Source organism: Streptomyces sp. NPDC049627 (assembly GCF_044465645.1).
GTDB lineage: Bacteria > Actinomycetota > Actinomycetes > Streptomycetales > Streptomycetaceae > Streptomyces.
In genome coordinates this window covers 290,880-305,298 of the sequence record NZ_JBITLW010000001.1, presented here as the reverse complement: position 1 = coordinate 305,298, position 14,419 = coordinate 290,880, and the positions used below count along the sequence as shown (strand labels likewise).

The 14,419-nt window shown below is 71.4% G+C and carries 14 protein-coding genes and 2 pseudogenes; 10 read left to right on the top strand and 6 right to left on the bottom strand.

What is annotated here, in order from left to right:
- Positions 1-8 precede the first annotated feature (8 nt).
- Genes ACIBU0_RS01380 through ACIBU0_RS01370 form a run of 3 tightly spaced genes read left to right on the top strand, consistent with a single transcriptional unit; the run spans position 9 to position 3,737 of the window.
- On the top strand, positions 9-1,043 hold the full coding sequence (locus ACIBU0_RS01380; protein WP_398809869.1) for a LacI family DNA-binding transcriptional regulator: 1,035 nt from the start codon (positions 9-11) through the stop codon (positions 1,041-1,043).
- A gap of 48 nt (positions 1,044-1,091) precedes the next feature.
- Positions 1,092-2,270, top strand: coding sequence for a 4-hydroxybenzoate 3-monooxygenase (locus ACIBU0_RS01375; protein ID WP_398809866.1), 1,179 nt, complete (start codon positions 1,092-1,094; stop codon positions 2,268-2,270).
- A gap of 30 nt (positions 2,271-2,300) precedes the next feature.
- Positions 2,301-3,737 carry a benzaldehyde dehydrogenase gene (locus ACIBU0_RS01370; RefSeq protein ID WP_398809863.1) on the top strand — a complete coding sequence of 479 codons (1,437 nt, stop codon included), beginning with the start codon at positions 2,301-2,303 and terminating at the stop codon, positions 3,735-3,737.
- Positions 3,738-3,754: 17 nt separating this feature from the next.
- Here ACIBU0_RS01370 and trxA read toward each other — a convergent pair whose 3' ends face one another.
- Positions 3,755-4,141, bottom strand: a complete 387-nt coding sequence (gene trxA / locus ACIBU0_RS01365) for a thioredoxin (protein ID WP_398809860.1) — start codon at positions 4,139-4,141, stop codon at positions 3,755-3,757.
- A 130-nt stretch (positions 4,142-4,271) separates the two neighbouring features.
- Between trxA and ACIBU0_RS01360 the strand changes: the two genes are divergently transcribed.
- Positions 4,272-5,705: a dihydrolipoyl dehydrogenase family protein gene (locus tag ACIBU0_RS01360; protein WP_398809857.1), complete on the top strand. Its 1,434-nt coding sequence runs from the start codon at positions 4,272-4,274 to the stop codon at positions 5,703-5,705.
- Between the two features lie 5 nt (positions 5,706-5,710).
- Here ACIBU0_RS01360 and ACIBU0_RS01355 read toward each other — a convergent pair whose 3' ends face one another.
- A complete protein-coding gene (locus tag ACIBU0_RS01355) occupies positions 5,711-6,358 on the bottom strand; it encodes a peptide deformylase (protein WP_398809854.1) in 648 nt (215 codons plus the stop codon).
- A 162-nt stretch (positions 6,359-6,520) separates the two neighbouring features.
- Here ACIBU0_RS01355 and ACIBU0_RS01350 point away from each other — a divergent pair, with 162 nt between their 5' ends.
- Complete coding sequence (locus ACIBU0_RS01350; RefSeq protein ID WP_398809851.1) at positions 6,521-7,960, top strand: PepSY-associated TM helix domain-containing protein; 1,440 nt, start codon at positions 6,521-6,523, stop codon at positions 7,958-7,960.
- A gap of 57 nt (positions 7,961-8,017) precedes the next feature.
- Here ACIBU0_RS01350 and ACIBU0_RS01345 read toward each other — a convergent pair whose 3' ends face one another.
- Genes ACIBU0_RS01345 through ACIBU0_RS01335 form a run of 3 tightly spaced genes read right to left on the bottom strand, consistent with a single transcriptional unit; the run spans position 8,018 to position 9,349 of the window.
- Complete coding sequence (locus tag ACIBU0_RS01345) at positions 8,018-8,365, bottom strand: tetratricopeptide repeat protein (protein ID WP_398809848.1); 348 nt, start codon at positions 8,363-8,365, stop codon at positions 8,018-8,020.
- 49 nt (positions 8,366-8,414) lie between these two features.
- Positions 8,415-8,861 (bottom strand): MarR family transcriptional regulator, encoded by a 447-nt coding sequence (locus ACIBU0_RS01340; protein ID WP_398809845.1) that lies wholly within the window; start codon positions 8,859-8,861, stop codon positions 8,415-8,417.
- Positions 8,858-9,349, bottom strand: a complete 492-nt coding sequence (locus tag ACIBU0_RS01335) for a MarR family winged helix-turn-helix transcriptional regulator (RefSeq protein ID WP_398809843.1) — start codon at positions 9,347-9,349, stop codon at positions 8,858-8,860. Before ACIBU0_RS01335 ends, ACIBU0_RS01340 begins: the two co-directional genes overlap by 4 nt.
- Positions 9,350-9,463: 114 nt before the next feature.
- Between ACIBU0_RS01335 and ACIBU0_RS01330 the strand changes: the two genes are divergently transcribed.
- Positions 9,464-10,429 carry a pirin family protein gene (locus ACIBU0_RS01330; protein ID WP_398809840.1) on the top strand — a complete coding sequence of 322 codons (966 nt, stop codon included), beginning with the start codon at positions 9,464-9,466 and terminating at the stop codon, positions 10,427-10,429.
- Positions 10,430-10,832: 403 nt separating this feature from the next.
- Here the strand turns inward: ACIBU0_RS01330 and ACIBU0_RS01325 are convergent.
- Positions 10,833-11,307: pseudogene (locus ACIBU0_RS01325) on the bottom strand (integrase core domain-containing protein); the annotation flags it as partial.
- Positions 11,308-11,432: 125 nt separating this feature from the next.
- Between ACIBU0_RS01325 and ACIBU0_RS01320 the strand changes: the two are divergent.
- From ACIBU0_RS01320 to ACIBU0_RS01305, 4 genes and pseudogenes are all read left to right on the top strand, one after another.
- On the top strand, positions 11,433-11,561 hold the full coding sequence (locus tag ACIBU0_RS01320; RefSeq protein ID WP_398809837.1) for a hypothetical protein: 129 nt from the start codon (positions 11,433-11,435) through the stop codon (positions 11,559-11,561).
- Positions 11,562-11,594: 33 nt separating this feature from the next.
- Positions 11,595-11,931: pseudogene (locus tag ACIBU0_RS01315) on the top strand (alpha-ketoglutarate-dependent dioxygenase AlkB); the annotation flags it as partial.
- A 520-nt stretch (positions 11,932-12,451) separates the two neighbouring features.
- Positions 12,452-13,696: a hypothetical protein gene (locus tag ACIBU0_RS01310; protein ID WP_398809834.1), complete on the top strand. Its 1,245-nt coding sequence runs from the start codon at positions 12,452-12,454 to the stop codon at positions 13,694-13,696.
- A gap of 61 nt (positions 13,697-13,757) precedes the next feature.
- On the top strand, positions 13,758-14,417 hold the full coding sequence (locus ACIBU0_RS01305; protein WP_398809832.1) for a hypothetical protein: 660 nt from the start codon (positions 13,758-13,760) through the stop codon (positions 14,415-14,417).
- Positions 14,418-14,419 lie beyond the last annotated feature (2 nt).

Below are 14,419 nucleotides of genomic sequence, written 5' to 3'. Positions count from 1 at the left end.
CGTACGTCATGGTGCAGATACCGAAAACGCCCGCGCCCGCCTCACCCGCACCGCGCTCGGTACCCACGAGCGCCGATGTGGCCCGCCTGGCCGGCGTCTCGCGCGCGACCGTCTCCTACGTCCTCAACAACACCAGCGCCGTCCGGATCAGCGAGCCCACCCGCCGCCGCGTCCACGAGGCCGCGAAGGAACTCGGGTACGTCCCGCACGCGGCCGCGCGCAGCCTGCGCGCCGGGCACAGCCGTATGGTCCTGATGCCCGCACCGAGCTTTCCCGTCGGCCCGCTCTACAGCCGGTTCCTCGGCGACCTCCAGGCCGCGCTCGGCCGTCTCGACTACACCGTCGTGCAGCACGGCGGCGTCGGACTGCACGGCGACGACGCCGCGCGCGCCTGGGCCGAACTGCGCCCGGTCGCCGTCCTGGTGCCGGGTTCCGGGCTCGATCCGAAGGGGGTGGCGGTGCTCAAACGGTCCGGCGCCCGGGCCGTGGTCACGCTCGGCCCCGAGTCCGTCGACGGCGCGCACGCCCTCCTCATGGACCACGAGGCCGTCGGGTACTGCGCGGGCGGCCATCTGTACGACCGCGGCCGGCGCCGTATCGGCGTCGTCGTGCCCGCGGAGGAGGGCCTGGAGTCCTTCTCCGCGCCCCGCCTCGAAGGCGTGCGCCGCGCCCTGCACGGCACGGACGCCACCGTGACCGCTCTGCCCCTGGCCTACGACGAGGAGTCCGCCGCGCGCCTCGCCGCCCGCTGGCGCGATCTCGGCCTGGACGCCGTGTTCGCCTACAACGACGAGTACGCGATGCTGCTGATGCGGGCCCTGCAGGACGAGGGCCTCGGCATCCCCGCCGACACGGCCGTCATCGGCGCCGACGACCTGATGCTCGGACGGCTCCTGCGGCCTAGGCTGAGCACGGTCCACATAGAGCTGCCGTCCGGCCGCGACCTCGCGGAACTGGTCGACCGCGCGGTGCAGAGCCCCGGCGCCGCGCCCGAGACGCACAAGGTGCTGGGGGCGACGGTCGTGCACCGCGACTCCAGCTGAGGCACCGCGAGCCCGGCCGGCGCACCACCCAGGCCAGGGAGGCGTGGCATGCGCACGAGGGTCGGCATCGTCGGCGGCGGCCCCGCCGGTCTGCTGCTCGCCCGCTTACTGCACCGCGCGGGCATCGACTGCATGGTCCTGGAGAGCCGGACGCGGGAGTACGTCGAGCAGCGCCAGCGCGCCGGGATGCTGGAGCAGGGCACGGTCCACGCGCTGCACGAGGCCGGCGCCGCCGAGCGGCTGCAGGCCGAGGGACTGGTGCACCAGGGCATCGAGCTGCGCTTCGACCGTGAACGCCACCACATCGACTTCCCGGCCCTCACCGGCGGCCGTACCGTGACGATCTACGCCCAGACCGAGATCGTGAAGGACCTCGTCGCCCTCCAGCTCGCCGACGGCCCGCCGCTGCTGTTCGGGGCCGAGGCGCTCGCCGTCGAGAAGCCGGAGGGCGAGGCACCCGTCGTACGGTTCCTGCACGAGGGCCGCGAGCAGACGCTGACCTGCGACTGGGTCGCCGGCTGCGACGGCTTCCACGGCGTCTCCCGCGACGCCTTCCCGGCCGGCACCGGCCGCTCGTACGCGCACGACTACCCGTACTCCTGGCTCGGCATCCTGGCCGAAGTGCCGCCGTCCGGCGACGAGTTGATCTACGCGCGCGGCGAGGGCGGCTTCGCCCTGCACAGCATGCGCTCACCGTCCGTCTCCCGCCTCTACCTCCAGGTCCCGGTCGACACCGACCCCGACGACTGGCCCGACGACCGCATCTGGGACGAACTCGCCGCCCGTTTCGCCATCGACGCCGACTGGACCCTGCACCGCGGCCCCGTCACCGCCAAGTCCGTGACGCCGATGCGCAGTTACGTCCACGAACCCATGCGCCACGGCCGGCTCCTGCTCGCCGGGGACGCCGCCCACATCGTCCCGCCGACCGGCGCCAAGGGCCTCAACCTCGCGGTGTCGGACGTACGGGTCCTGGCCCGCGCCCTCGCCGAGCACTACCGCACGGGGAGCACACAGCTGCTCGACAGGTACTCGGAGTTGTGCCTTCAGCGTGTGTGGCAGGCCACCCGTTTCTCGGACGACATGACTAGGATGTTGCACGTTCAACCAGACGGGGATGCGTTCGAGCACCGGATGCAGCTGGCACGTCTGCGCCGGATCACCGCATCCCGTCACGCGGCCGCCGAACTGGCGGCGAACTACTCGGGACTACCGCTCCCCGTGTGAGTCCCGCCGGTGATCGAACGGAGAGTCGCAATGCCGTTGCTCGACCCCAAGGCCTGGCAGTCCCACCCCCTGTCGGGAGACGAGTACGCCGTCACCGAGCCCGCCACCGGCGACACGCTCGGCACCGTCACCCTGGCCACCGCGCAGGACGTCGATACGGCCGCAGCGGCCGCCCGCGCCGCCCAGACCGAGTGGGCCCGCGCCCCGCACCTCGTGCGCGCCGCGGTGCTGCGCACGGCCGGTGACCTGTTCGCCGCGCACACCGAGGAACTGCGGGAGTGGATCGTCCGCGAGTCGGGCTCGATCCCCGGCAAGGCCGAGTTCGAACTGCACGTGGCCGCGCAGGAGTGCTACGAGGCCGCCGCGCTCGCCTCCCGCCCGGCCGGGCAGGTCCTCCCCAGCGAGGCGCCCCGCCTGTCCTACACCCGCCGCGTCCCCGTCGGGCTCGTCGGCGTGATCTCCCCGTTCAACGCCCCGCTGATCCTCTCCATCCGCTCGGTCGCCCCGGCGCTCGCGCTCGGCAACGCGGTCGTGCTCAAGCCCGACCCGCGCACGGCGGTGTGCGGCGGGCTGTCGCTGGCCGCCGTCTTCGCGGAGGCCGGTCTGCCCGAGGGGCTGCTGCACGTCCTGCCGGGCGGGCCGGAGGTGGGCCAGGCGCTGGTCGCCGACCCGCGCGTGCCCGTCATCTCCTTCACCGGGTCCACGGCCGCGGGCCGGGCCGTCGGCGAGGCCGCCGGACGTCATCTCAAGCGCGCACACCTGGAGTTGGGCGGCAACTCCGCCCTGATCGTCATGGAGGACGCCGACCTCGACGCGGTGATCTCCACGGCCGCGTGGGGCTCCTTCTTCCACCAGGGCCAGATCTGCATGACGACCGGACGGCACCTGGTCCACCAGTCCCTGTACGAGGAGTACGTCGAGCGCCTCGCCGCCAAGGCCGACTCCCTCGCGGTCGGCGACCCGCACCGCGCCCAGGTCCACCTCGGCCCGCTCATCGATGCCGGCCAGCTGGGCAAGGTGCACGGCCTGGTGGAGGCCAGCGCCTCCCGGGGGGCCAAGCTGGCCGCGGGCGGCACGCACGAGGAGCTCTTCTACCGGCCGACCGTGCTCGCAGGCGTCGACGACCAGACCCCCGCGTACGCCGAGGAGGTCTTCGGTCCGGTCGCGCCCGTACGCCCCTTCACCACCGCCGAAGAGGCCGCCGCCCTCGCCGCGGCGAGCTCCTACGGCCTCTCCCTCGGCATCGTCACCCGAGACGCCGCCCGCGGCCTCGACCTGGCCCAGCGGATCCCGACCGGCATCGTGCACATCAACGACCAGACCGTGAACGACGAGGCCGTCGCGCCCTTCGGGGGCGTCGCCGCCTCCGGCACCGGCGCCCGGTTCGGCGGCGAGGCCAATCTGGAGGCGTTCACCGACGTGCGCTGGACGACGGTGCGCGGCGACGTGGCGGCGTATCCCTTCTAGAACGTCGGAACGCGGTCCTACTGGCCGTTCTGCTCGGCCTGCGCCTGCTGAGCGGCCACGGCCTGGCGGACCTCGTCCATGTCGAGCTTGCGGGCCTGCCCGATGACGTCCGCCAGGGCGGCCTCGGGCAGGGCACCCGGCTGAGCGAACACGGCGACCCGGTCACGGACGATCATCAGCGTCGGGATCGACTGGATACCGAAGGCCTGGGCCAGCTCCGGCTGCGCCTCGGTGTCGACCTTGCCGAACACGAGGTCCGGGTTGTCCTCGGCCGCCTTCTCGTAGACCGGGGCGAACTGACGGCACGGCCCGCACCAGGACGCCCAGAAGTCGATCAGGACGAACTCGTTGTCCGTGACCGTCTGGTCGAAGTTCTCCTTGGTGAGCTCCACGGTGCTGCTCATGGCGTATTCCCTCTTCCTGGTATCGGGCGAAGCCGTCGTCGACAACATGGCCGTGCGGCCGCGTATTCCGTCGTATTTCCGCGCGCTTACCCGTGTGGCCACGCAGCACACCACCCGTAAGACTGACCCCATGACGGAAACGGATTCCAACGCGTACGACGTCGTGGTGCTCGGGGCCGGGCCCGTGGGGGAGAACGTGGCCGACCGCACCCGTGCGGCCGGCCTCTCCACCGCGGTCGTGGAGAGCGAGCTGGTCGGCGGCGAGTGCTCGTACTGGGCGTGCATGCCCAGCAAGGCGCTGCTGCGCCCGACCATCGCCCAGGCCGACGCCCGCCGCCTGCCCGGCCTCAGCGAGGCGGTGCAGGGCCCCCTCGACGCCGCCGCTGTCCTCGCCCGGCGCAACGAGTACACCTCGAACTGGCACGACGACGGCCAGGCCCAGTGGCTGAACGGCATCGGCGCCGACCTCTACCGCGGCCACGGCCGCCTCACCGGCCCCCGCACCCTGGAGGTGACCGGCCCCGACGGCGTACGGCACGTGCTGACCGCCCGGCACGCCGTGGCCGTCTGCACCGGCAGCCGGGCCGTCCTGCCCGACCTGCCGGGCCTCGCCGACGTCAAGCCGTGGACCAGCCGCGAGGCCACCGGCGCGCAGGCCGTGCCCGGCCGGCTGGTCGTGGTCGGCGGGGGAGTGGTCGCCACCGAGATGGCCACGGCCTATCAGGCCCTCGGCTCCCGGGTCACCCTCCTCGTCCGCGGCAAGGGCCTTCTCAACCGCATGGAGCCCTTCGCCGGCGAACTGGTCGCCGACGCGCTCGCCGAGGCCGGCGCCGACGTCCGCACCGGGACCTCCGTCGAGTCGGTGACCCGCGAGAACGGCACGGTCGTGGTCCACACCGACCGCGGCGACCGCATCGAGGCCGACGAGATCCTCTTCGCCACCGGGCGCGCCCCGCGCACCGACGACATCGGCCTGGACGTGGTCGGCCTGGAGCCCGGTTCCTGGCTGGAGGTCGACGACAGCCTGCGCGTCACCGGCAGCGAGTGGCTGTACGCGGTCGGCGACGTCAACCACCGCGCCCTCCTCACCCACCAGGGCAAGTACCAGGCCCGCATCGCGGGCGCTGCCATCGCCGCCCGTGCCTCCGGCGTCCCCCTCCTCGAATCCGACCCCTGGGGCGCCCACGCCGCCACCGCCGACCACGCCGCCGTCCCGCAGGTCGTCTTCACCGACCCGGAGGCCGCCGCCGTGGGCCTGTCCCTCGCGGAGGCCGAACAGGCGGGCCACCGGGTCCGCGCCGTCGACTACGACCTCGCCTCGGTGGCGGGGGCGTCGCTGTACGGCGACGGCTACCGCGGCCGGGCCCGCATGGTCGTCGACCTGGAACGCGAGATCCTCCTCGGCGTCACCTTCGTCGGCCCCGGCGTCGGCGAACTCATCCACTCGGCGACGATCGCGGTGGCCGGCCAGGTGCCGATCAGCCGGCTCTGGCACGCGGTTCCGTCGTATCCGACGATCAGTGAGGTGTGGTTGCGGTTGCTGGAGTCGTACCGCGACAACTGACGTCCTCAGTCCGGCAGTTCGAAGCCCAGGGCCTTCGCGGCCTCCTCCGCCGTCGGCCGCGCCCACCGCTCGGCCACCGCCTGGTTCGAGGAGAGCGAGCGCAGTTCGGCCCGGTCCAGGTAGAGCATGCCGTCGAGGTGGTCCGTCTCGTGCTGCACGATACGGGCGGGCCACCCCCTGAACACCTCGTCGACCGCCTGTCCGTGCTCGTCCTCGCAGGTCAGGCGCACCTCGGCAGGGCGGGCCACCACCGCCTGATAGCCGGGGACACTCAGACAACCCTCGAAGAACGCGGCACGGGCGGTCCCGACGGGCTCGTACGACGGGTTCACCAGCACCCGGAACGGCTGCGGCACCCGCCCGCGCGCCAGACGTACGTCCTCCGGCACGGGAGCCGGGTCCTCGATCACCGCGATCCTCAGTGGAACGCCGACCTGGGGCGCGGCGAGTCCGACGCCCGGCGCCGCGTGCATCGTGATGCGCAGAGCCTCGACGAAGCGGGCCAGCAGGGCGGGGGCCAGCTGGCCCTCGAAGCGCTCGGTGGGGCGCCGCAGCACCGGGTCGCCGGCCGCCACGATGGTCAACGGACCCTCATTGGCGAGGAGTTGCTCGACCTGCTCGGCCAGGGGTGCGCGATCGCTCGGAGTTGCCATCACGCCAGCATGCCATGACACCCGTGGGACCCGCCGACTCTCCTGTGACGTACGCCACTTGGACGGCCGGGAACTCGACGGACCTCTCATCCGACTACTGGACCGCTGCAGCAGCTAGAGAAACGTCCCCACTGCCAGTCCCACGCCCCGGAGATACCGTCGATGTCCACCGCTCCCTCGACCTCCCCCACTCTCGGCTGCGCTCGAGCGGGGGGACCCCCCTCGCAGGAGGCGTCGCACCCCGACGCCCCGGCGTCACGGCCCCGCAGATGGGCACCGCTGCGCCCGCTGATCCTGCGTCTGCACTTCTACGCCGGGGTGCTCGTCGCGCCGTTCCTGCTCGTCGCCGCGGCCACCGGCTTTCTGTACGCCGGGGCGTTCCAGGCCGAGAAGTTCGTGTACGCCCACGAGACGACCGTCCCGGTCGGTGACGAGAAGCTGCCGATATCCGAGCAGGTGGCCGCCGCACGCAAGGCCCACCCCGAGGGTGCGGTCTCGGCGATACGGCCCTCTCCTGAGGACGACGCGGCCACCAGGGTGCTGCTGTCCGGCGTCGAGGGCGTCGGCGCCGGCCACACGCTGGCGGTGTTCGTCGACCCGTACACCGCCGAGGTGCGCGGCGCCCTCGAACAGTACGGCTCGACCGGGGCGCTGCCGCTGCGCACCTGGATCGACGAGTTCCACCGCGACCTGCACCTCGGTGAAACCGGCCGCCTCTACAGCGAGTTGGCGGCCAGCTGGCTGTGGGTCATCGCGGGCGGCGGCCTGGTGCTGTGGTTCTCCCGTCGCCGCACCCTGCGCGCGGTCCGCGGCACCAGCGGGCGCCGCCGCACGCTCGGCCTGCACGGCACCGTCGGCGTCTGGGCCGCGGCCGGATTCGTCTTCCTCTCGGCGACCGGCCTGACCTGGTCGGCCTACGCCGGTGCCAACATCGACGAGCTGCGCACCTCCCTCGGCCAGGCCACCCCCTCCGTGTCGGCCGCGGCGGGCGGCGACCACGCAGGCCACGGCGGCGCCGCCGGCACCGGAGGCAGTGGCGAGCACGGCGTCGGCCTCGACAAGGTCCTGGCGGCCGCCCGCGGCGAGGGCCTGGGCGACCCCGTGGAGATCGTGCCGCCCGCCGACGACGCTTCCGCGTACGTGGTGAAGCAGGTGCAGCGCAGCTGGCCGACGAAGCAGGACGCGGTCGCGGTCGACCCGACGACCGGTGAGGTCACCGATGTGCTGCGGTTCGCTGATCACCCGGTCCTGGCCAAGCTGACCCGCTGGGGCATCGACCTGCACACCGGTGTCCTGTTCGGCCTGGTCAACCAGATCGCGCTGATGCTGCTCGCCCTCTCGCTGATCCTGCTGATCGTGTGGGGCTACCGCATGTGGTGGCAGCGCGGCCGCGGCTCCGCCTTCGGCAGGCCCCTGCCGCGCGGTGCCTGGCAGCAGGTGCCCCCGCAGATCCTGGTGCCGCTGGTCGCGGCCGTCGCCGTGCTCGGCTACTTCGTACCGCTCCTCGGCATCTCGCTGGCCGCGTTCATCGCCGTGGACGTCGTCCTGGGCGAGATCGCGCATCGGCGGGGGAAGCGGACGCCCGCCGATGCCAGGGGATAGGGACGTGTGAAGCGACTTGGGGGCCCGGTTCCGGGGAACCGGGCCCCCAAGCGGTGCTCAGAGCTGTTCGAAGTCGCCCGACAGCGCCGAGGCGAGGCGCATGTGCGGCTCCGCCTCCTCGTGCCGTCCCTGCCGCTGCAGGGTGCGGCCCAGCATCAGTCGCGCGTAGTGCTCGACCGGGTCGCGTTCGACGATGAGGCGCAACTCCGTCTCCGCGCGCCGCAGTTGGGCCGAGTGGTAGTAGGCGCGCGCCAGCAGCAGCCGCGGTCCGGCCTGCTCCGGCACCTCCCCGACCAGCTTGCCCAGGACGCGCGCGGCGGCGGCGTAGTCCTTGGCGTCGAAGAACATCTGCGCGCGCTCCCAGCGCTCGGCCGGTGTTCCGTGGTCGTAGTACGTCGTGTCCACTGTGGCCTCCTTCGAGGCCGTCAACGGACGAGAGTGGTTCAATATTCCACTACTTGTTCAGGGCTGCGAGCTCCGCGTCGGCCCGGTCGGTGATGAGGGTCAGCACCCGTCCGGCGGTGGCCAGGTCCTCCGCCGGGATGTCGGCATAGATCCGGGCGGTGACGGGGGCGGTCTCGGTGCCGGTCCTGTCGTACAGCTCGCGTCCGTCGTCTGTGATCCGCACCCGGGACGGACCCTGAGGCGCCAGCAGCCCTGCGGCGATCAGTTCGTCGACCACGGAGTGCGCCTCCGTGGCGCCGATCTTGAGCGCGCCGACCACACCGTCGACGAGTTGCTCCCTCTCGATCGGTTCGCCGGCGACGGTGACGAGCCGGAGGGTGACGGACTGCTGGAAGGTCGCGCCGTGGCGCGTCAGCACGTTCTCGAGAAGCGCTCGGCTCGCGTAGTGGGCCAGGGCGATGACTCGGGGGTTGAGCAGGGGAGTGGTGGTGGTCATGGTTGCTCCTTGTCGGGCTCGCGGTCGGTGGCGAGCGGGTCGAGAGGTGCGTCGAGCAGGGTCGCGAGGTCGCGTGTGAACTCCCGGGCGCGTGCGCTGTCCAGGCCGCCGAGCGGGGCCAGCTGCTGCTGCAGCAGGCCCTGGACGACCTTGATCGCCTGCAGGGTCCGCTCATGGCCCTGCTCGGTCAGCGCCAGCTGCACCGCGCGCGGGTCGCGGGGGTCGCGGGTGCGTTCGAGGAGGCCGGCGGTTTCCAGGGATCGGGCCAGCTTGGAGACATACAGCGGTTCGAGGCCGGTGTGGTCGGCGAGGCGCCGCTGGCTGGGGCGCTCGCCGCGGCGCTGCATGCCGTACAGCGAGGCCACCAGCGCGTACTGCGCATGGGTGAGCCCCAGGGGGGTCACGGCCCGGTCGACCGCGACACGCCACTTCGTGGACAGGCGCCACACCAGGAAACCGGGTGAGACGTTCTCGGAACCCTTGCTCATGCTGGATACAGTACATGGCTACTATGTCCATGGCTACTATTTTCCGGACCCGCATCGAGACAGGCCCGGATGACGGACTGACGCGGCACCCCCGGCGGGGCTAGTTTGGGCGCCATGAGCAATCTTGATCGCGAGGCGGTGCCCGCCATCTGCGGCGGCCGAGGTTTCGTCGTGGCGGAGCCCGTACGCGAACTTCTCAGCCCTCGCCACGTCAAGCTCGGCGAGTCCAGCGAAGTCCGCCGACTGCTGCCCAACCTGGGCCGCCGCATGGTCGGAGCCTGGTGCTTCGTCGATCACTACGGCCCCGACGACATCGCCGACGAACCCGGCATGCAGGTGCCGCCGCACCCGCACATGGGTCTGCAGACGGTGAGCTGGCTGCACGAGGGCGAGGTGCTGCACCGCGACTCGACGGGCAGCCTCCAGATGATCCGCCCGCGCGAGTTGGGCCTGATGACCTCGGGCCGGGCGATCAGCCACTCCGAGGAGAGCCCGAAGTCCCACGCCCGCTTCCTGCACGGCGCCCAGCTGTGGGTCGCCCTGCCCGACCGTCACCGCCACACCGACCCGAGGTTCGAGCACCACGCCGAGCTGCCGCTCGTCACCGCGCAGGGCCTGCGAGCCACGCTGATCCTCGGCGCCCTCGACGGCGCGACCTCGCCCGGGACGGCGTACACCCCGATCGTCGGCGCCGACCTGGCCCTCTCACGTGGCGCCGACCTGCGCCTCCCCCTCGAACCCGACTTCGAGTACGCCGTCCTGTCCATGTCCGGCGAGGCCCACGTGGACGGCGTGGCGGTACTGCCCGGATCGATGCTCTACCTCGGCTGCGGACGCACCGAACTGCCGCTGCGTGCGGAGTCGGACGCGGGGCTGATGCTTCTGGGCGGTGAGCCGTTCGAGGAGGAGCTGATCATGTTCTGGAACTGGATCGGACGGTCGCAGGAGGAGATCGAACAGGCGCGCCGGGACTGGATGGAAGGGACGAGATTCGGAGAGGTGAAGGGGTACGACGGGGCGCCGCTGCCCGCACCGGGACTGCCGCAGGTGCCGTTGAAGCCGCGGGGGAGGGTGCGCTGACCTTCGGAAACGTGTCAGCGTTGGTGGCCGCAGGGTGGAAGTCGGTCGAGTAATTCTCACTGTCTGTGGGCGGCTGTGGCAGGACTCTGGCTGACCTAATGCTGACTCTGCTGACGCCTCGTCAGGCTCGGGTGAGGGGCTCTTTTCCCAGCTCCGGGGCTTGCGGAGGCGTTTGCAGGTTCGGTGGGGTCCGGACCGATGCTGACCTGGCTGGCGGTCGAGTCGGGCGTTGCGGGGACTGCGTTTGACGACGTCGGTCATGGATCGGGTTCCGTCTGGTCGCGGTAGACCAAGACGCCGAGGCGGAGTACCGCCTTTGGGCGAGCGGATCTCCAGCCTGGGGAGCCAGCGCCAAGCAGACCGTGGCCATGGAGTGGCGTATGCGTGCCCCACCACTGCCCCAGCTGTATTGCCCCGCAGCGTTGTTCACGCGGGTGTTGGGTGGCTGGCCTGCGAGTGCGGCGTGGCAGCGGTGGTGGTTGTAGGTGTGGCGGAAGTCTGCCAGGGCGTGGTTGCGCTCGTCGTTGCTGGTGTAGGGGACGTAGGTAGGCCCATTCGTCGAGCAGGATGCGGTTGCAGCGTTCGACTTCGCCGTTGGTCTGGGGTCGGTAGATGCGAGTGAGTTTGCCGGTGGCGCCGAGGTCGGCCAGGGCTTGTTGCCAGGCGAAGCTTTTGTGGTGAGGCCAGGCGTTGTCGGTCAGGACCCGTTCGATGCGGTCGATGCCGTTGGCGGCGAAGAGGCTGCGGCCCGGCCAGGAAGGCGGCGCAGGTGGCGGCCTTCTCTTCGCTGTGGATCTCGCTGTAGGCAAGGCGGTGTGGTCGTCGACGGCCGAGTGGATGTAGTCGAAACCCATGTTGCGGGTGGCGCGGCCGGCCTGGCCGGGGCTGATCGCGCAGGCCCGCCCGACCGCGGAGACGGCATCGAAGACCTCCTGCATCACGTCCGCGACCGGACCTTCCGCGAGGACGCTCCAAGGTCCGCACCGCGCAACTGCCCCGCACCATGGCCGGCCTGCGCGACCTCGCCATCGGCCTCCACCGCCAGGACGGCCGCACCAACATCGTCGCCGCCCTCCGCCACACCGCTCGCCGCTACAGCCGCCCCCTGACCGTGCTCGGCCTCACCGGATGAAAAGGATCAATCGGCTTCATGCAATAACCGTGCCTCCCGCACCCCGCCCTTGACGAGGACCGCACCACCCTCAGCGCCCACAACGCGCCCGAGTTCGGCGAATCCTTCGTCAGCGCCGGACTCTGCCTCTGCCGCGACGGGCGCGAAAGCGTTGCCTGGCACGGTGAACGGACCGGCTGGTTCTCCACGCAGAACACGATGGTCGCCATCCTCTCCCTGGACGACGCGCGACCTCGCGCTCCGCCTGCGCGGCCGCGGGCCCGTCGCGCTCCGACTCCCTCTCGGGCGCGGCGACCTGGTCGTGATGGACAGCTCCTGCCAGCGCATCTGGGACCACGCGAATCCCAAGACCAGCCGCGCGGTTGCCCCCCCCCCCCCCCCCGCATCAGCGTCCGAGCCGCCCGCGCGGCTTCGGCCGAGCCCCGGGCCGCACGGAAGCCGAGCTGCGCCAGCTCGCCGCTGGGAGCACAATGGAGGCTACGGGATGCCGTGGCCGTGACCCCCTTGCCCGTCCCCGATCTTACGAGGCTCCCCATGCCCACCGACGCTGCCCCAGCCTCTGTGCCCGAACCTCCGTACGCCGCGTACGATCCTCCACAGCCCGGTCCCCGCATCCGTGCGACGACCCCCGAAGAGGCCGCGACGCTCCCGCGCGAGCTGCCGCCCCGTGACCGGGACATCGAGCGGCGCGAACGAGCCCGGCTCGCCGGGGGGCGCAGGAAGGGTGCTCCCGCGGACCACGGCCACGCCGACGTGCCGCCCACACCGGCACCCGCCCCGGACCCGAGGTCGGGCCCGGCGTGACGCCCGGGTGACGCGGCACACGGTGGAATGACGCGCACAGCGGCACGAGGTGCGGAACCGCAGCGCACGAGACGAGGTGGCACCGCATGCCGTCCGTGAACCTGATCAGGAACATAGGTCTGAGTGACTCCGCGACAGGCCCCATCACGGCAGTGGACGGCGAACCGACCGCCGCCCGGTTCCTGGACCACGTCTTCGTCACCGGGAACGTGTACGCCAGCCGTTCACAGGACGGCGGATCGACCTGGACGCACGTTGACCCCTTCGCCACCTTCCCGTTCGCGGCGGGTGGCCTGTGCTGCGACCAGATGACGCTGCACGAGCGGTCGCGGAACCTGTGGATCTGGCTTCTCCAGTACAACGAGGACGTCAACGGCTCCAACATTTTCCGGCTGGCCGTCTCCACCACCGGTAGTCCCGCGCCCGGTTCGTGGTTCACCTGGGACTTCCACCCCGGCCTCTTCGACACGGCGTGGGCCACACAAACCACGTTCGACAGGCCCGACATCGCCACCACGAGCAACCATCTCTACATCACGTACAACGTCTGGAAGAGCGGAAGCTGGACCGCCGCGCTGGTCTTCAAGATCTCCCTCACCGCCCTGGCGCAGCATCAGCTCTCGTACGTCTACTACACGACCACGACGCACGCGTCCCTCTGCCTGGCCCGCGGCGCGACCTCAGACATGTACTTCATGGCCGAGGCCGTCCGGAGCCCGGTGCGGATCTTCCGGTGGCCAGACGCCGACGGGGCCTCGTGGAGCTGGTCCGACGTCTCCACGCCGGGCGCCTGGACGGGTAGCACGATGGCGGGCTCGTACACGTCCCTGTGTCCCAGCGGCGTCAACTGGCTGGGGAAACTGCACGCCAGGGCTACCGCGGGCTGGGTCGCCGACGGCAGGGTCGGCTTCCTCTGGCACGCCCTGCCCACAAGCGCCCATCCGCAGCCGTGGATCAAGGGACTCGTCGTCGACGCCACCACCATGGCGGTGCTGGCGGAGCCGGACATCTGGAACCCGGGAGCGGCGTTCGCCTACCCTGCGACCTGCCCCAACGCCAACGGCGTGGTCGGGATCTCGCTGTTCTTCGGCGGTGGCGGCGCGGTCAATCCGCGCCACGTCGTGGGATATCTCGACCCGCCCGGCTGGGTGTTCGTCGCCACGCGCGACAGCACTGACGGTCCGTACGCCGCTCTCTGGGGCGACTACCTCAGCTGCACGACCAAGCATCCGAACGACACCGAATGGGTCGCCACGGGCTACACCCTCCAGGGCGGAACGACGTTCCAGTTCATCGAGCCCCAGTACGTCGAGTTCGGCGTCGGTCCCTGAACGACACCCTTGGACGCCCGTGACGAGCACACCAAGTACCGGGCACCGAGAGGAGAGAACCATGGAATCGGGCAGGACCGAGCGGAACCCGGAGTCGCCGCAATACGCGCCGCCGGCGCGAGCGGGCCGGGACCTGGACCGCGAGGCCGCGGAGCGGCTCGACGAGATCCGGCAGTACTTCAAGGACCTGTACGCGCGCCGCGACGTCGTCGCCCGCACCACCACCCCGTACGGTGAGGACCTCGACTGGGTCCCCAGCGAGGCCGATGCCGAGCCACCCGATCTCGAGTACCCGGAACGCTCCGGCACCACCGACCGTCCCGCGTCTCCTCAGCCCTTCGAGGCGGCATCAGGCAGCGCCCAGACGGGCCCTCCCGGCACGGTCCCCATGGTGCGCAAGCAGCTGGACAGCATCACTGCCGTCGGCACCCTCCAGGACTACCTCGCCAAGGGGACTCGGGCGAGGGTTGTGACACCGCCCGACGATTCCGGCTTCGCGCCTCCCGCCGTCGCCCGGCACAAGTACGCGCACGCCATCCAGCAGGTCACGAACTACGGGACGGAAGGCGTCATCAACACCTGGCGGCCCTACGTCCAGTGGTCGGACGAGTTCTCCCTCGGGCAGGAGTGGGTGGTGCGGGGCAGCTTCGCGCCGGGCACGACCGACGGGCAGACCGTCGAAGTGGGTGCGCAGACCTACAAGGACCTCTACGGGGACTGATA